The organism is Arsukibacterium ikkense (genome assembly GCF_000987775.1).
In the GTDB taxonomy this organism is placed as follows: domain Bacteria; phylum Pseudomonadota; class Gammaproteobacteria; order Enterobacterales; family Alteromonadaceae; genus Alishewanella; species Alishewanella ikkense.
Window position 1 is genome coordinate 94,713 of sequence record NZ_LAHO01000009.1, and the last position, 16,928, is coordinate 111,640.

Annotated in this window: 14 protein-coding genes; 8 read left to right on the plus strand and 6 right to left on the minus strand. The window is 49.0% G+C overall.

All coding sequences use genetic code 11. From position 1 onward, the window contains the following. Positions 1–10: 10 nt before the first annotated feature. Genes WG68_RS10410 through WG68_RS10435 form a run of 6 tightly spaced genes read left to right on the plus strand, consistent with a single transcriptional unit; the run spans position 11 to position 7,309 of the window. Positions 11–1,297: a TolC family protein gene (locus WG68_RS10410; protein ID WP_046557625.1), complete on the plus strand. Its 1,287-nt coding sequence runs from the start codon at positions 11–13 to the stop codon at positions 1,295–1,297. 8 nt (positions 1,298–1,305) lie between these two features. Further along, positions 1,306–2,556, plus strand: a complete 1,251-nt coding sequence (locus WG68_RS10415; protein ID WP_046557626.1) for an efflux RND transporter periplasmic adaptor subunit — start codon at positions 1,306–1,308, stop codon at positions 2,554–2,556. 11 nt (positions 2,557–2,567) lie between these two features. Beyond that, a complete protein-coding gene (locus WG68_RS10420) occupies positions 2,568–5,711 on the plus strand; it encodes an efflux RND transporter permease subunit (protein ID WP_046557627.1) in 3,144 nt (1,047 codons plus the stop codon). Beyond that, positions 5,701–6,396 carry a HupE/UreJ family protein gene (locus WG68_RS10425; protein WP_046557628.1) on the plus strand — a complete coding sequence of 232 codons (696 nt, stop codon included), beginning with the start codon at positions 5,701–5,703 and terminating at the stop codon, positions 6,394–6,396. Before WG68_RS10420 ends, WG68_RS10425 begins: the two co-directional genes overlap by 11 nt. Before the next feature lie 25 nt (positions 6,397–6,421). After that, on the plus strand, positions 6,422–6,949 hold the full coding sequence (locus WG68_RS10430) for a hypothetical protein (protein ID WP_046557629.1): 528 nt from the start codon (positions 6,422–6,424) through the stop codon (positions 6,947–6,949). Between the two features lie 27 nt (positions 6,950–6,976). Further along, a complete protein-coding gene (locus WG68_RS10435) occupies positions 6,977–7,309 on the plus strand; it encodes a DUF6488 family protein (protein ID WP_046557630.1) in 333 nt (110 codons plus the stop codon). Between the two features lie 290 nt (positions 7,310–7,599). Here WG68_RS10435 and WG68_RS10440 read toward each other — a convergent pair whose 3' ends face one another. The 3 genes from WG68_RS10440 to WG68_RS10450 form a co-directional block, all read right to left on the minus strand. Then, a complete protein-coding gene (locus WG68_RS10440) occupies positions 7,600–8,850 on the minus strand; it encodes a tyrosine-type recombinase/integrase (RefSeq protein ID WP_046557631.1) in 1,251 nt (416 codons plus the stop codon). A 13-nt stretch (positions 8,851–8,863) separates the two neighbouring features. Then, complete coding sequence (locus WG68_RS10445; RefSeq protein WP_046557632.1) at positions 8,864–10,141, minus strand: tyrosine-type recombinase/integrase; 1,278 nt, start codon at positions 10,139–10,141, stop codon at positions 8,864–8,866. A 310-nt stretch (positions 10,142–10,451) separates the two neighbouring features. Next, positions 10,452–11,159 (minus strand): substrate-binding periplasmic protein, encoded by a 708-nt coding sequence (locus tag WG68_RS10450; protein WP_046557633.1) that lies wholly within the window; start codon positions 11,157–11,159, stop codon positions 10,452–10,454. 329 nt (positions 11,160–11,488) lie between these two features. Between WG68_RS10450 and WG68_RS10455 the strand changes: the two genes are divergently transcribed. Further along, on the plus strand, positions 11,489–12,418 hold the full coding sequence (locus WG68_RS10455) for an ABC transporter ATP-binding protein (protein WP_046557634.1): 930 nt from the start codon (positions 11,489–11,491) through the stop codon (positions 12,416–12,418). Beyond that, positions 12,415–13,176 carry an ABC transporter permease gene (locus tag WG68_RS10460; protein WP_046557635.1) on the plus strand — a complete coding sequence of 254 codons (762 nt, stop codon included), beginning with the start codon at positions 12,415–12,417 and terminating at the stop codon, positions 13,174–13,176. Before WG68_RS10455 ends, WG68_RS10460 begins: the two co-directional genes overlap by 4 nt. 21 nt (positions 13,177–13,197) lie before the next feature. Here the strand turns inward: WG68_RS10460 and WG68_RS10465 are convergent, their stop codons facing one another. The 3 genes from WG68_RS10465 to WG68_RS10475 are packed head-to-tail and all read right to left on the minus strand — an operon-like array spanning position 13,198 to position 16,893. Then, positions 13,198–13,692 (minus strand): YfiR family protein, encoded by a 495-nt coding sequence (locus tag WG68_RS10465; RefSeq protein ID WP_046557636.1) that lies wholly within the window; start codon positions 13,690–13,692, stop codon positions 13,198–13,200. Continuing rightward, entirely contained in the window at positions 13,692–15,659 is a 1,968-nt protein-coding gene (locus tag WG68_RS10470) for a TonB-dependent receptor plug domain-containing protein (RefSeq protein ID WP_052749049.1), read from the minus strand. The genes WG68_RS10465 and WG68_RS10470 overlap by 1 nt, the downstream gene beginning before the upstream one ends. Further along, complete coding sequence (locus WG68_RS10475; protein ID WP_152663075.1) at positions 15,631–16,893, minus strand: sensor domain-containing diguanylate cyclase; 1,263 nt, start codon at positions 16,891–16,893, stop codon at positions 15,631–15,633. The genes WG68_RS10470 and WG68_RS10475 overlap by 29 nt, the downstream gene beginning before the upstream one ends. Between the last annotated feature and the right edge of the window lie 35 nt (positions 16,894–16,928).

Below are 16,928 nucleotides of genomic sequence, written 5' to 3' on the forward strand. Positions count from 1 at the left end.
AGGACCGGGAATGACAGTTATGCTGTTTAAACGCAAATTCAAAAAACCGATTGGCTATCGGTTTTACGCTGTACTAATAGGGATAAGTATATCTCTGTCAGCTGCTGCGGAAGAGCCCGTAGCACGCCCCCAGGCTATCAGCCTGGCAGATGCAGTAACGCTGACACTGGAAAAACACCCTAATTTGCAGGTGCTGGTATCACAACAGCGTGTTTTGCAGGGCCGAATTCAGCAAGCGGGGGTTGGCGAGCGGTCACAAATCGACTTTATGGTTGAAGATGCGCTGGGGACAGGTGAGCACAGTGGGATTAATAGAATGCAGTCCACACTGACATTTTCCTGGCTACTACAACAAGCGCAGATAGACAGCCGGGTTAGCGCGGTAAAAAGTGAAGCCGATACGCTGGCGTTGCAAAAGCACATTACAGCGCTCGATTTATCTGCGGTTGTAGCAAAACGCTTTATCGATATTCTGGTGAAACAAGAGCGTCTTAAGCTAAACCAGTTAGCCCTGCAGCAGGCAAAGGACGTGGTGGCAGCCATTTCAAAACGGGCTCAGGCCGGTAAAAGCTCAGGTGTTGAAATACAGCTAGCAAAAGCAGAGCTGATCCGCCGTGAACTGGCGGTAGAGGATGTCGAGCATGAACTCAATGCCAGCCAGTACCAGTTAGCTTCGCTTTGGGGAGCGCCTACCACTCCTTACCAGCTAACCGGCAATTTACTGAGCATACCAGCGGTACCCCCGGTTGAAGAGCAGCTGGCCCAGTTAAAACAAAACCCACGGCTGCAACAATTTGGCAGTGCTCAGCGCATTGCACAGTCGCAGATGGAGCTGGCAAGAATTGACGCTAAACCACAATGGCAGTTTACTGCCGGGATACGTCGCTATGAAGCCAGTGATGACTTTGGTGTAGTTGCCGGTGTGTCCATTCCGTGGGGCGACAGCAACCGTAATGCCGGCACGCTGGCAGCGTTGCAAGCCCGGCAGGACGTGTTGGCCAGCGAACAAACTGCGCTGATGCAAACCTTGGATGCTCAGCTATATGTTTTGCTCCAGGAAATGGCGCATTCACAGCATGTAATTGATACCGTGCAAACGGCGATTGTCCCCACCTTAGAACAGGCGCTGGCAGAGGCAAGTAATGCCTTTGAGCAAGGGCAACTCAGTTACAACCAATACAGCGGGGTGCGCCGGGAATTGCTCAGTGCCCAGTCCCAACTGCTGGAGGCGTTCGAGAGTCTGCATTTGCAGCACATCGAAATTCAGCGCCTTACCGGTACTTCTATTTCTCAGTGAGACAAACTATGAAAAATAACAGCACGTTTTCGTCAATCAGTCTGGCGCTATTACTGAATATCGGCATGGCCACCAGCGCTTTTTTACCTGCAACAATAATGGCGGCATCGGCACCTGCTGCAGAGCAAGCCGAACCAGAAAAGGGCCCACACGGAGGGCGGATGCTACGCGACAATGAGTTTGCGTTGGAGCTGGCAATTTTTGAAACCGGTGTACCGCCTGAATTTCGGGTGTGGGTTACTGATGGCGGTAAAGCAGTCGATCCGACAACAGTAGATTTGAATATCAAGTTAACCCGCCTAGGCGATGGGGTGGACGATATCAACTTTGTTGCACAGGGTGATTTACTGCGCGGCGATATGCAAATATTCGAGCCGCATTCTTTTGTAGTAACTATCACAGCTAAACAGCAGGGCAAGTCATACCGTTGGCAGTATGACAATTTTGAAGGCCGAACCACTATCGAACAGGCCGTGGCTGAGGCGATGGACATTCAAACCGACGTAGCAGGCCCGGCCACCTTGCACCAGACGATCCCTGCCTATGGCACGCTGGCACTGCCAGCTGGTGCAGAGCGCACTATTGCGGCCCGGTTTGATGGTGAAATTACTAAGTTGCACGTCGCGCTTGGTGACACAGTGAAAACAAGCCAAACCTTACTAACAATCGAAAGCAACGAGAGTTTGCAGCCCTATCAGGTGAAGGCTCCCTTAACAGGTGTCGTCACACAACAGTTTGCCGGTAACGGAGAGCAAACCGCTGGTCGTGCTTTGCTGACGATTTCCGACCTCAGCCACTACGTGGCAAAGCTGGCGGTATACCCTAATGATTATCAAAAAGTCCGGCTCGGCTCCCCGGTTAACTTAAAAGTAGAAGGCTTAGACAATAAATACAGTGGCAGTATTGCCTTTGTAGAGCCACAGGTACGCGATGACCAGGCCCGCATTGTCTGGGTAATGCTGCCAAATAGTCAGAATGAATTTACTGCCGGCAGTTTTGTCACTGCTCAGATTGAAGTGGCCACAATAGATGTGCCTCTGGCGGTTAAACGCACCGGCCTGCAAGCGTTTCGGGATTTTACAGTGGTGTATGCCAAAATCGGCGAGCAATACGAAGTTCGTATGCTGGAGCTGGGACGCAATGACGGCGAATGGATTGAAGTGCTCGGTGGCCTGAAACCTGGCACGGAGTACGTTAGCCAGAACAGCTTTATCTTAAAAGCCGACATTGAAAAGTCTGGCGCCTCTCACGACCACTAGGAGCGTAAATAATGTTGGAATCAATTTTACGCTTTTCTATCAAGCGAAAATTTCTGGTGCTGGTTATGGTATTGGCCGCAGCCGGATTAGGACTGTGGAACTTCACGAAGTTACCCATCGATGCGGTGCCTGATATTACCAATGTACAGGTAATGATTAACACTGAAGCGCCGGGTTATACCCCACTTGAGGTTGAGCAGCGGGTTACCTTTCCATTGGAAACCGCGTTGGCGGGTTTACCGGGCTTAACTTATACCCGCTCAGTGTCCCGCTATGGCTTGTCTCAGGTGGTTGCTATTTTTAGCGATGAAACTGATGTGTATTTTGCCCGGCAACTGGTGAATGAACGCTTATCGGCGGCCCGTGCGGAGCTGCCGACCGGCCTTGAACCGCAACTTGGACCCATAGCGACAGGTTTGGGTGAAATTTTTATGTTTACTGTTGATGCCACGCCTGGCGCTACACATGCAGATGGCTCGCCCATTACGCCGATGGATTTGCGCACCGTACATGACTGGACCATCAGACCCCAGCTGATGCGGGTGCCGGGCGTTGTTGAAGTGAACCCTATTGGCGGCTTTGAGCGCGAAATCCTGGTAGCCTTTAAACCCGAAAAACTGCTGGCGTTTGGTTTAACACAGGCTGATGTCGTCGATGCGATTACTACTAACAATCAAAACCGTGGTGCCGGTTTTATCGAGCAAAATGGTGCGCAGTGGCTACTCAGAATACCCGGCCAAGCCGAAGACATTGCGGTTATTGCTGATATTCCGCTGCGCTCTGACAACGGCGCGACACTGACCATTAAAGATGTGGCGGATATTGAAAATGGCCAGGGGCTCAGAACCGGCGCAGCGACACAAAATGGTCGCGAAGTGGTGATGAGCACTGTGTTCATGCTAATTGGCGAGAACAGCCGGACCGTGGCACATGCGGTGGGGGAAAAACTAAAGGAAATCAACACAACTTTACCTGAAGGCGTCGTGGCCACTGCGGTATATGATCGCACTACGCTGGTGGATAAAACATTAATAACGGTACGAACCAATCTGGTAGAAGGCGCTATTCTGGTTATCGTGGTGTTATTTGTGCTGCTGGGTAACTTCCGCGCGGCATTTTTAACCGCCCTAGTGATCCCCTTTGCCATGCTAATGACCGTTACCGGTATGGTACAAACCGGTGTCAGTGCCAATTTAATGAGTTTGGGCGCACTGGACTTTGGTTTGCTAGTCGATGGGGCAATTATTATCGTTGAAAACTGTTTGCGCAGGCTAAGCCAGGCGGGGAATAACCCTCTGCCATTGAAAGAGCGCATGCAACTGGTGTTTGACGCCACCCGGGAAGTGATAAGACCGGCATTATTTGGCGTTTTTATTATCACCGTCGTGTACTTGCCCATTTTTGCGCTGGAAGGGGTTGAAGGCAAAATGTTCCATCCGATGGCCATTACCGTGGTGATTGCGCTACTAAGCGCTATGTTGCTGTCTGTCACCTTTGTGCCTGCAATGGTTGCCTTATTATTTAAAAAGCCTGTAAAAGAAAAACACAGTCCGCTTATTCGGGGAGCGGCGGCTTTGTATCGCCCCGCGTTAACCTGGGTGCTTAAAGGGCGCTGGCTGGTCGTTATTGCCGCCACCGCGTTGGTGGTGGTGTTTGGTTACCAGGCCAGTAATTTGGGTAGTGAGTTTGCCCCTAATCTGGATGAGGGCGATATTGCCATGCATGCCCTGCGTATTCCCGGCACGTCACTCAGCCAGGCCATTGCGTTACAGGAAACACTGGAAGATAAAATTAAACAGATGCCGGAGGTTGAGCGGGTGTTTGCCAAAATAGGCACCGCAAATGTGGCAACTGATGCCGTACCACCCAGTGTGGCTGATAACTTTATTATCTTAAAACCACGTGAGCAGTGGCCAAACCCCGATAAGCCCAAAGCACAGCTTGTTGAAGAACTTGCTGCTTTAGTGGAGCCAATTCCCGGTAACCGTTACGAGTTTTTACAGCCTATCCAGATGCGGTTTAACGAGCTTCTGGCCGGGGTGCGCTCTGAATTAGCCATTAAGGTGTTTGGCGATGATTTTGACAGTCTGGCCGCACTGGGAGAAGAGATAGGTTCTGCCATCGCACAGGTTGAGGGCATTGCCGATATTCAGGTTGAACAGCTTACCGGCTTACCTATGTTGAACCTGGTGCCGGATCGGCAAAAGTTAATGCAGCATGGCGTCAGTATGGCTGAGCTGCAGTCTCAGGTTGCCACTGCGATGGGCGGCACTGTGGCGGGCAAGTTTTATCAGGGCGATGTTCGTTCAGACATCGTGGTGCGCCTGGGTGAGTCGCGACGACAGGATGTTGATGCGCTAAGTTATCTGCCCATTCATTTGCCGGATGGCCATACTGTTCCGCTACAGGAGTTGGTGTCACTGGAGCTTGTCTCGGGGGCGAATCAGATTAACCGTGAAAATGGAAAACGTCGGGTGGTGGTGACCGCCAACGTACGAGGGCGTGACCTTGGCAGCTTCGTGGCTGATATTCAGCAAGCCGTAGCAGACAAAGTGGATATCCCAGCCGGTTATTGGCTGGAATACGGCGGGACTTATCAAAAACTGCAATCGGCTTCACAGCGCCTGAGCATCGTGGTGCCCGTTACCTTGCTGATGATAATTGGCTTGTTAATTCTGGCGCTGAGTTCGTTCAAAGACGCCATGATCATCTTTACAGGGGTGCCACTGGCCCTGACCGGTGGTATTGCTGCCTTATTACTGCGTGATATTCCGTTTTCTATCTCGGCTGCGGTTGGCTTTATTGCCTTATCCGGTATAGCGATTTTAAATGGGCTGGTAATGGTGTCATTTATTCGGGAACTGCGCAAAGAGGGCATGGGGCTTGAGCAGGCCATTTTTGATGGGGCTTTAACGCGGTTACGGCCGGTTTTAACAACGGCATTAGTGGCTTCGCTGGGCTTTATTCCAATGGCGCTTAACACCGGTATCGGCTCTGAAGTGCAGCGGCCACTGGCAACCGTGGTGATAGGCGGGATTATCTCATCCACCTTACTTACGCTGTTTGTTATTCCGGCGCTGTATCGCATTTTACATAAAGATAAGGAGTCACTGTTGACTGAAGTTGAAGTATTGGAGTCTGTCGATGCCAAATAAATTAATGCAAACGGGGTTATGGCTGTTAATCGGCGTGTTGTCGCTTCTTAGCATCAGCGCTTTTGCCCATGGTGTGGATGACAGCACCAGGGCATTTTTAGAGCAAAATCAGGGTGTACAATTCATCCCGTTTTTATATATCGGTGCCAAGCATATGATCACCGGCTATGACCATTTGTTGTTCTTAGTCGGGGTGATCTTCTTTTTGTACCGCAGTAAAGACGTTTTACTCTATGTAACCATGTTTACGCTGGGCCACAGCATCACGTTGTTGTTCGGTGTTCTTAACGATATTCAGGTCAATGCGTATTTGATTGACGCCATTATCGGCTTATCAGTTATCTATAAAGGTTTCGACAATCTGGGCGGTTTTAAACGCTGTTTTAATTGGCAACCTGACACGCGCGCAGCGGTACTGATCTTTGGTTTGTTTCATGGTTTTGGCCTGGCAACCAAGTTGCAGGAATTTCAACTGCCACAGGAAGGACTGTTAACCAATTTAATTGCCTTTAACATTGGTGTTGAACTGGGCCAATTCGCGGCGTTAGCGTTAATTCTGCTTGTAATTAATGCCTGGCGAAAAGTGCCGTCATTTCAGCGCTTTTCTACCCTGACTAACACCGCCTTGATGAGTGCCGGCATTATGCTTATGGGCTATCAGCTGACGGGTTACCTCATCAATTAATTTACTGAACAACGAAGAGAATATTATGCAACATACAGTAAGCACTAAAACCTTGGTTAAAGCCAGCGTGGCGGCGGCAGTTGTCGCAATCATTGCACTGGTAACGTTAATTCTTCCTGCCGAGTACAACATTGACCCGACAGGTATTGGCAAGCAGCTGGGCTTAACCAGTATCGCACAGGCGGCAAACGCTGAACCTGCTGCAGCGCAGACACTAGCAAAGGGCAATGATGAGTTTCAAACGATTGAAATCATAGTGCCGGCAGGTCGCGGGGTTGAGTACAAATTTGCCATGCCACAATACGCCAAAATGACTTTCGAATGGCTGACTGATGGCGAGCCTTTGTACTACGACCTGCATGGCGAGCCAGAAGGCGATACCACCGGATACTTTGAGAGCTACACCATCGCCACCAATAGTGAGGTTAAAGGTAGTTTTACCGCGCCTTTCGCAGGCTCACACGGCTGGTACTGGAAAAACAAATCGGATAAACCGGTTGCAGTGCAACTGATGGTAAAAGGCCAGTATGACGTCATTGGTCTGAAGCAATAATTCAACCAACATAAATCGGAGATACAAATGAAAAAATTAGTTTCAGCAGCAGCGTTGTGCTGCATGTTAATCAGCGGCGGCACAATGGCTCATGCGGACCACGGAATCATTAGTAGCCAACAGGCTGTGGCTATCGCGGTGAAGTCGGTGCAGCAGATGACGTTTAAAGATTTTGGTTTTGTTGTCGGCAAACTGGATGCGTCATGGAAAGAGCTGGAAGCAAAGCAATTCTCGGTCGTTAGCATTGAAGAGGGCTTTTACATAGTGAGTGCGGTTAATAGCAGCAAAGCTGAGCAGGTCTTTTTCAAAATCGCCAACAATGGCCAGGTATTAGATGTAAAGCCCGTTAACGATTTTTAGTTATCCGCTAATGATAAAGGCACTGTTAGTATGCTAACAGTGCCTTGGGAAGGTTATATACCAGCGCGTCCGTGCTTGGTTGACATATTTAACTCTGAATAGCAGTTTTAAAACATTGCTCGGATACCAATGGTCATCGCTCCGCCAGGCAGAGGGGCATCCTTTTTGATAGATAAAGGAACTGTGGACAAATCCGAGGTCATTTGTCAGATTAGATTATTTAACAACCGATTTAGATGTACTAGCTCAGCCTTGATCTGACAGATTTAGTTAAGTCTTATACACCTAAGCTAAACAAACCCTCGTCCTAAAAAACGTTTCTCAAATTGCCCATAGTCCCTGATATTTGCATCCCTTACTTTCTGACTTGGTTCGCGCCGCTTTAAAGAATCAGGCTCTTTTTGTTCATACACCACGCCGCTCAACTCTTGTCGGAACATGGTCGGCAATAGGTGGCTGTATGTGCGGTCAATCATCTCAATGCTGGTGCCACATTGCTTAGCCAGTGAAGCAATATCTGCTTTGTTTTTTAGGTTCCATGTTATGTATGAATGGCGCAAGGAGTAGAGTGTACGTTCTCCGTATGGACTTTTTTTCAGTTTAAGTGTTTTCAATATGTCGGAAAACTTGCGGCTCAAGGTTTTCGGTTCTGAACCGTCTGATAGTAGGAAGACAAAATCTTCAGCTTTTCTGTTAGGAAAGCGAGCAATTAGGTCTTCTAAGTTAGCAACAAAATCGCTGCGCACTACAACTTGCCGAATCCCGGTATGTTCAGTTGTCTTACCCTTCCGCACTGCCACAGTGATTTCTGGAATGCCATTGTTTAATCTGAAACTGATGTCTTGCCACTGGACGTTTTCTATCTCTGTACCTGGACGCATACCCGTAGCGACAACAAAGTCGATGTAGTCGTATAACAGTTCAAGCAACATCTTGCTTGTCTTGTTCTTCGTGCGTTGCATTTCATCTAAAATGTAGTCAGATATTTTCCTAAACTCTTCCCAACTAAAAGCGGCACGGCGCTCCTGTCGTTTACCTTGGGTGTCGAAAGCTGGAATATCATGTTTAGTGATTTGGCCTTGCCTTACGGCTTTATCGTAAACTTTACTCAGTACAGCGTTGTGATTTTGTATAGACGACTTGGATAGCTCGCCACCAAACTGTTGCCGACGCCAAAGTGAAAAGCTATCCATGTCAGCCTGTTTGATTTTATTAATCCTTTTTTCACCAAAGTAAGCTATGTGATAGTTATTCAGAATGCTGATATAAATCGAATTGTTTTTGGAGGATTTACCACTAGCAATGGCATCTTCAAGATCTTTAATAACGGCACAAGCAACGTCAGCAAACTTTTGACCACCAGAGCGGCGGTTGTAGTATTCCTCGAGAGCTTTGGTTTTAGCTTTTTCAACATCTGATTCGCCGGTGGAGTAGGTGATATGCTCTTTACCTGCTTTAAAGTGGGCATACCACCGTTTGGAGTTCTTCTGTGTGAAAATATAGAGGCCATCAATTATGGTTATTTTCTGCAGATCCCCCACCAACTACTCCTTATTAAATGAATCCACGCAGCTTATAGTTGTTAGCCCAGCGAGCAATTTGATTTTGTAGCAGCTCGTCGTAGTGTACTTCTGAGAACTGCTTATTCACCAGCTTCTTGGTTTCAAGCTCCACCCCAGAGAGCTGCCGACCGAACATTCTGGGAATGACATGGCTGTAATGCTGCTCAATCATCTGGATGCCTGTGCCACATTGTCGAGCTAACACATCAATACTGACATTTTGAGCTATAAGCTCCCACGTTATATAGCTGTGACGCAACGAATATAAACTTCTTTCCCCCTGTTGGGAATTCTTTAGTTGAGTTAATTCAAGTGCTTTTTCGAAATGGCGTGACATTTCCTTTATAGAAGAACCATCGACTATTCTAAGCACCCGGTCGTCTTTTTTCCTGTTCGGAAAGCGTTGGCTAAGACGTTGCAGCACCTTAACTATGGCCTCCTTACAGACAATTTCTCGGGTGCCTGTGTATTTAGTGGTTTTACCCTTACGCACTGTGACATAGAAACGGCAACGGTCGGCATCGCGTTCTATGTGCATGTCCGCCCAAGTCAGGTTATCCATTTCAGAGCCAGGCCTCATGCCTGTTAGAATGGCAAAGTCCATATAATCGAGCAGCAATTCCCTTATCTGTCTGGTTTTAACTCTGCGACCTTCATGCTGCATTTCCTCAACTTTCTCTCTTACCTTGATGTACTCGTCAATGTTAAAGGCCGCACGGCGCTGGCCTCCAGCACCATTGTTTTCGAGAGTAGGAACTTGGCTAACCAGCATCCATTTCTTTTTAACCGCATAGTCGAATACCATCTGCAACGCTGAGTTATGATTCTGGATAGTAGACTTAGCGGGAATACGTCCAAGCTGAGCAACACGCCATTGGTCAAACTCGGTGAGTTGATCATCATCAATACGGGTGACATGGGTATTGCCAAAAAAAGGTATATGGTATTTACGCAGGGCTCCGATATAATCGTCATAGATGACTTTGCCCATACCAGCAGTTATGGCTTGCTTCATTTGCTGGATGACCTTATCAGCAGCAAAAGAGAACCTTTTGGTCTCGACTACGAAGTTATTAGTTTCGAATCGAATTTCGTACTCAATGTAGATCCGGTGAGCCTTTGCTATAGCTTCGCTGAGGTCACGGGTTTTGGTGCTGCGGGAAAAGTGTGTTTTGTTGATTTTTAAGCGGGCAATCCAATTGTAACAGTTGCTTTGCTTGTATACTTGCAAGGTTGGTGTAAGGCGATGTTTCTCAAGGACTTTTGACATAGTTGAACTCCATGAGCAGCCATCTCGTTTTGTAAAGGAATCAGAAAGGTGGCCGCAAAAATTAGACTAAGCTATTGATTTTATAGCTAGTAAAATTTACATGAAGTTCGTTCAAAATCCGCCGGGGGAAACTCCGTGTCGGTTCGAGTCCGACCCTAGGCACCAATAACTTACCAGCGTTTTTCAAACCGCGTCGCCCATTGTGACGAAAAACCTTTGTTTAAATTTATAATTCTGCTCATTTCGATAAATTCGACATCCAGAGCAAACATTGGTCACTTTGATCTATTCAAGATTTGACTAACTGAGTTCATGGCCACTGGCTTAGTATCTTGTCGTATACACCCGAGGTCTTAAGCTTCGCCAGCTCCTGGTCGAACTGTTGCTGCAAAAGCGGGTCTTTGACGATAGCGCCATAAGCTGTGGTAACAAATATCGGGTGGATAGCCAATTGCTGATTGGGGAATTGCTGCTGGATAATATAAGTTAGTAACCGCCGCTCGCCAACCACTACATCTGCTCTGTTGTTGACCAGAAGCTTTAACTGCAACTCCCGCTCTGCCATCTCTATATAGTTGGCGTTTTTAACGATACCGGCAAATTCCTCGCCCAGCACCGTGCTGGCAAACTGATAAGCGATGATTTTTTTGCCTTTCAAATCAGAGATATGCTCAAGGGTGAGATTGTTATATTTAATAGAAACGGCCACATCCTGAAACGGCAGGTAGCTAACCGTGAGATACCCATGCTCTGGTGGAAAAGCGGCGGGGCTGGCCACATCATACTTACCTTCATTAAATTCTTTAATCAGCCGGTTATAACCCAGCAGGTGGAATTCGGTTTTATAGCCCAGGCTATTAAAAATATGGCGGATAATCTCAACGTCAATACCCGTGACGCCTTTAGTTTCGTCATAAAATGCCCACGGCGGGCCATCGTTAACGGCGATCCTGAGTGTGCTATCGGTAGCATACAGCGTACTGGAAAACATCAGGATAAAAAGTATGACTAAGCGCATCGTCATTCCTACAACTAACCAAGAGTGATAACCGTTCAGGTCGTTTATCGTATAGAGATCACCAGAGTGTATGCTGAAAATGCGTTGTTGGCTAATTGCCTGTTCAGACATGGCGCAGCCTCAGCCAAGCAAAATTTTCTGCTAGTTTTAACGCGGAGCAGAAGCCAATGCCAGGCTAACATTACTTCACATTAATTTAATCCTTACCCTGGCTTGACCTAAAGTATGCTTGAGGTTTTAGCCTGCTCTGGTGCTGACATGCGGCACCCTTGTCGATTGGCGCCTGTGCCATACGACTGAAAGATAACCAACAGCTGAGAGGACCTAATGTGAGTGGTTACATTGTCGAAGTGAATAACCTGAGTAAAACCTATAAATCGGGGCATCAAGCGCTAAAGAACGTGAGTTTGCAGATAAAGCAGGGTGAGATCCTGGCGTTGCTGGGGCCAAATGGTGCCGGTAAAACCACCTTAATCAGTATTATCTGTGGCCTGGTGAATCCAGGCCCTGGCTCGGTGCAGGTGGCAGGCTTTGATGTGGTCAAAGCCTACCGGCAAAGCCGGCAGAAAATCGGCCTGGTGCCGCAGGAGCTGGTGGTCAGTATGTTCGAGACCGTCTGGAACTCGGTGGTGTTCAGTCGTGGCATGTTCGGCAAAGCCCGTAACGATGCCTTTTTGCAGACGGCGCTGCAATCGCTGTCATTGTGGGAAAAGCGTGACAGCAAAGTAATGGAACTGTCCGGTGGCATGAAGCGTCGTTTGCTGATTGCCAAGGCGTTGGCCCATGAACCTGAGGTGTTGTTTCTGGATGAACCCACTGCCGGGGTGGATGTTGAATTGCGGCGTGATATGTGGCGTTTAGTGGAACAGCTGCGCCAGCAAGGCGTCACCATCATTCTGACCACTCACTACATTGAAGAAGCGGAAGCAATTGCTGATCGGATTGGCATTATCAGCCAGGGCGAGCTGTTATTGGTTGAAGAAAAGCAGCAGTTAATGATGCGGCTGGGCCAAAAACAGCTGATCCTGCAATTGCAGCAGCCATTAGCCACCGTGCCGGCCAGTCTGGCATCCTATGCGCTGGATTTATCAGCAGATGGCTTGCTGCTGACCTACACCTATGACGGTGGCAGCGATCATAATCATGTGACGGAAATGCTCGGTGCGATTGAACAGGCCCGGTTGAAACTGAAAGATGTGCACACCAAACAGCGCTCACTGGAGCAAATTTTTGTCAGCTTACTGGAGGACGCCTCATGAACTGGTATGCCGTAAAAGCCATTTACTTATCTGAACTGGCACGCACCTGGCGCACCCCGATGCAAAGCATTGCTTCGCCGGTGCTGTCGACCTCGCTGTATTTTATCGTGTTTGGTGCCGCTATCGGTTCGGCCATGGTGTCGATTGACGGCATCAGCTATGGCGCTTTTATTATTCCGGGGCTGATTATGCTGACGGTACTGACCGAGAGTACCTCAAACTCGTCGTTTGGTATTTATATGCCAAAGTGGTCGGGTTCCATTTATGAGGTATTGTCAGCGCCGGTATCTGCGGTAGAAATAGTGCTGGGCTATGTGGGGGCGGCTGCCAGCAAGTCACTTATTCTTGGCGGCATTATTCTGCTGACCGCCCGTTTTTTTGTTGATTACAGTATTTTGCATCCTGGCTGGATGCTGCTGTTCTTACTGCTGACCTGCATTACCTTCAGCCTGCTTGGTTTTATTATCGGTTTGCTGGCCGATGGCTTTGAAAAACTGCAGGTGGTGCCGCTGATGATTGTTACGCCTCTGGCCTTTTTAGGCGGCACCTTTTACTCCATCAGTATGCTGCCGGAATTCTGGCAAAAGGTAACGTTGTTTAATCCGGTAGTCTATCTGGTGAGCGGCTTTCGCTGGAGCTTTTACGGCGTGTCAGATGTTAATGTTGGTGTTAGTCTGGCGATGATCCTGTTGTTTATGTTCAGTTTCTTAGTGATCATCTACTGGATATTCAGAACCGGCTATAAGGTGAAAGTGTGAGAATTAACGGCAAACACTGCACTAATGAATTTCTTTGGCCAGCTTCAGCATTTGGGCGCTAAGATGAAAGCCATTCTGCCGGGCTAAGGTTAGGTTCACCCGAAACGATATGCGCTGTGGTTCGGCAATTAAACCGAACATGGCGCCTTTGCGGAACAGCTCGGCACCTTCAACCACAGTCAGCCGGGCAGGGCTTTGCAGTAACAGTCCCCAGTCGGCTTGCTTCGCCAGGTGTAAACTTAAAAACAGTACGGTGCATGTCGCCGCCTCATTTGCATCAGTTAACAGCGTTACCTGCTCTTCAGACTGCTGCAGCATCGCCGTCAGGGCAGTAAATACCTCCGGGTCGCCGCCAATACAGTAATGTTGCCGCTCGGGCACATTGGCAGACCATTCACTGTATTGCACAAAGCGATATAGCAGCGCGGCTTTTAAGCTGGCCTCTGCCGATTGTGCCTGGATTGCCGGCGCTAACAGCGCTGAGCTCAGGAGCAATAGTGCGGTTAGCCACCTCATTACCGGAAATTCCAGTTAACAGACAACTCTGCGCTGCGGCCAGGCTGGCGCAGGCTGGCGGCTGAGGGTAGCGGAGCATCCAGGTACACCTTGTCGAGAGCATTTTTAAGGCCAAATACAACGGATAACTGTGGCGTGCTTTGCCACGAGATCATGAGATCATGGCGGGCATAGCCGGGCAACTGGCGCAAAGGGCTGGTTCTGGCTGAGGCGGCAAACATATGCCAGTTTAGCTGCAGATCATCCCGGCCCAGCGGTTGGCTGACGTTTAGTTTGAATAACTGCTGTGCCGAGTTGGTTAAACTAAGCTGATCGTTGTTATAGCGGGCCCGCTGCACACTGGCAGATAGCTGCAGCTGAGTACCCGTTTGCCAGCTTTTGGCTGCGGTAGCTTCAATACCCAGCGCTTCAACGGCGCGGTCATTAAAAAACTGGACCAGGGTACTTTGCACATAATTTGCCGTTATCAGATTGCGGACACGGGACTGATAGACACTGCTACCAACCGACCAGCCGTTATCGAGCTGAGCATGCCAGTTGGCTTCCAGCGTACGGATTAGCTCTGATTCAGGCACCTCAAGTTGATAAAACAGGTTCGTTTTTTGCTCGTATTCATTCGGCGCGCGAAAGGCAGTACCGTAACTGAGCCTGACACTTTGCTTATCAGTAAGCTGCCAGACCCAGCCTAACTTCGGGCTAAACTCGCGCACATCCTGTTTGGTGTAGTCATAGCGAAAGCCGCTGATAAATTTATGATTATCAAACAATTGCCAGCTATGCTGCAGGTAAAAGCCTACCCTGTTGTTGTCACTGCTGGCGCCTAATACCGGGATTGTATCGTCGATACTGAACTGGTAGCTCTGGTGGTGATCACGTTGACCGTCAATACCCAGTAACAGGTGGTGGCTTGATGCTGGCGTATAGCTTAACCGCAGATCGAGGTTAGTCCATTTGCCGGTCACATCAAACTGATACTGGCGTAACTCGCCGCTGGGGAAAATAAAAGGGGTGAAAGTGGTGAGACCGAAGCCATTAGTCGATAAATGTGTGTACAACTCCATTTGCTCATTTAAGCGGTGCCCGTGTTGTAACGAGATAAAATAATTGCGGTTTTTAATTTTAAATATTTCGCTGCGCGATGGATCTTCGGCCAGCAGCATCGGTTCCTGGCGGGTGCGGGAGACGCCGGCCAGCTGCAACTGCAAGCGCCGGTAGCGATAGCTGGCCGCCAGTTTGTGATTCAGGTCAGCGTTCTGGCTACGTTGCGAGGTAAGGGGATCCGGTGCATTGATATCCGGGAAGGCAATGTTGTCTTGCTGGCTATGGCTCAATGACAGCCAGCCTTCGTGGCCACTTTCGTGGCGAACGCCATAGGAAACCGATACATCATGTTGGTCACGTTGATTGGCGGCGACAGCTAGCTGGCCACCCTGTAATTTATTACCGCGCTTGGTAATAACGTTTACTACCCCCAAAAACGCGTTGTTGCCATAAAGCGCAGAGCCACTGCCCGGGCTGTACTCTACCCGGTCAATTAATTGTGGAGCAATATAAAAATTATTGCCTATCATGCCAGCATCATAAATATTGTCGTTCACCCGGGTGCCATCAACCAGCAGCAACAGCCGGGAATTATAGTCGCCAGGCCGGCCAATGCCCCGGGCAGTCAGGTAACCATAGCTGCTGTCTGAGCTGACATATAAGCCGGGAAATAAGCTGAGGATCTGTTCGAGGTTACGTAAACTAAAGCGACGGATCTGCTCATCGGTGACAATATAAGTAACTTGTGATGACTGGCCGGCGCTTTGCGCATAGCGGGCAGCGGTCGACACCTCTATTCTGGCCGGGTCGGTTGCCGTTTGCTGTCGCAATAGCTCTTCCAGGCTTGGCAATTGTTGTGCGTGCAGCTGAGCGATGCTTAAGCACAGCAGCAGTGTGCTAGTCAGCACCGTATATCTGATAACCATTTTTCCCCGCCCTTTTTGCCTGATACATGGCTTCATCTGCCAACTGCAGCAATGTGGCTGAATCGATACTGTGCTCTGGACACAGTGCGACGCCAATACTGAGTGTTACCGGCATTTGTGCGTTTTTCACCCAGATGGGTCGGCTGATTTGTTGTAATAGTCTTTTACAAACCTGCTCAGTCAGTTGTGGTGTTACCTGTTTTGGCAGCAACAGCGCAAATTCATCGCCACCGAGGCGGCACAGCGTGTCGTCGCTTCGAATTGCAGCCTGGATCCGGTTACTCACTTCTATTAACACTTCATCACCGGCATCATGACCGAAGTTGTCATTAACGAACTTAAAGTTATCAAGGTCGATAAACAGTAAAGCCGACATCGTTTTATTGTTAAGGCTGTCTGTCACCATTTTATGCAGTAGCTGGCCAAAACTATGGCGGTTCGGAAGCTGGGTCAGGCTGTCTTTCAGGGCGAGATGTTCAAGCTCATCACCACGGGCTGCTTGTTGTTGCAGCTCTGTGCTCAGCTCAGTCTGCCAGATCTCTGCCCGCTTCAGCAGCTCATTAAAGCGCTTCGTTAAACTACCAATTTCATCGTTGTCGACTACGGCTGCCCGTAACGAGAAGTTTCGCTCACTGGCTACTTTCTCAGCCAGGGCTGACAATGCAACCAGCGGGGATAAGGCCTTGCGCTGGATTTTGATCAACAACCTGGCGGCAAACAGATAAATAACCACCATCAGCGCTGACATGATTAGCAAGCCCCTTACAAACCAGTGCATCAGCTGATGCAACCTTTCCCGGACAACTAACACCCCTTCGGCTTTGTCTCTTACCATTACTGGCACCACCAGCTCAATTTCCAGCCCCCGGTAACGTCGTTGTGGCTCCGTCGGTATCGGTTGTTGCTGCCATTGCAATGTGGGCAGTTTGGCTATGCCAGCAAACAGTTCACCTTGTGCAGTGTAGAGCGCAAGGCCGCTAAGTTCGCGGTTTTCGCCCAGCACTGCCAACTCGCGCTGTGCTGCCTCAGGATCATTAAACACCAGCATTGCTGCTACATTGCTGGCTAGCTGAACGGCAGCCAGTTCGGCGGCGCTGCCCTGGCGTTCACGGGCTGTCAGCCACAGCATCACGGCGATCAGTAAAAAACTGATTAGCATACTGCTAAGCAAAACAGTCAGGTTCTGCCGGGTGAGCTTGCGAACCAGAGACTGGCGTGGTGTAGTTGGAGTCAACAGGGGCTCTTACCTTATCTGTAAAATACTTATAC

Bases quoted from the DNA above. Each gene is read 5' to 3' on its own strand.
- WG68_RS10420 (WP_046557627.1), top strand. From the start codon at position 2,568: ATGTTGGAATCAATTTTACGCTTTTCTATCAAGCGAAAATTTCTGGTG.
- WG68_RS10450 (WP_046557633.1), bottom strand. From the start codon at position 11,159: ATGCGCTTAGTCATACTTTTTATCCTGATGTTTTCCAGTACGCTGTAT.
- WG68_RS10435 (WP_046557630.1), top strand. From the start codon at position 6,977: ATGAAAAAATTAGTTTCAGCAGCAGCGTTGTGCTGCATGTTAATCAGC.
- WG68_RS10465 (WP_046557636.1), bottom strand. From the start codon at position 13,692: ATGAGGTGGCTAACCGCACTATTGCTCCTGAGCTCAGCGCTGTTAGCG.
- WG68_RS10410 (WP_046557625.1), top strand. From the start codon at position 11: ATGACAGTTATGCTGTTTAAACGCAAATTCAAAAAACCGATTGGCTAT.
- WG68_RS10425 (WP_046557628.1), top strand. From the start codon at position 5,701: ATGCCAAATAAATTAATGCAAACGGGGTTATGGCTGTTAATCGGCGTG.
- WG68_RS10460 (WP_046557635.1), top strand. From the start codon at position 12,415: ATGAACTGGTATGCCGTAAAAGCCATTTACTTATCTGAACTGGCACGC.
- WG68_RS10415 (WP_046557626.1), top strand. From the start codon at position 1,306: ATGAAAAATAACAGCACGTTTTCGTCAATCAGTCTGGCGCTATTACTG.
- WG68_RS10445 (WP_046557632.1), bottom strand. From the start codon at position 10,141: ATGTCAAAAGTCCTTGAGAAACATCGCCTTACACCAACCTTGCAAGTA.
- WG68_RS10430 (WP_046557629.1), top strand. From the start codon at position 6,422: ATGCAACATACAGTAAGCACTAAAACCTTGGTTAAAGCCAGCGTGGCG.
- WG68_RS10470 (WP_052749049.1), bottom strand. From the start codon at position 15,659: ATGGTTATCAGATATACGGTGCTGACTAGCACACTGCTGCTGTGCTTA.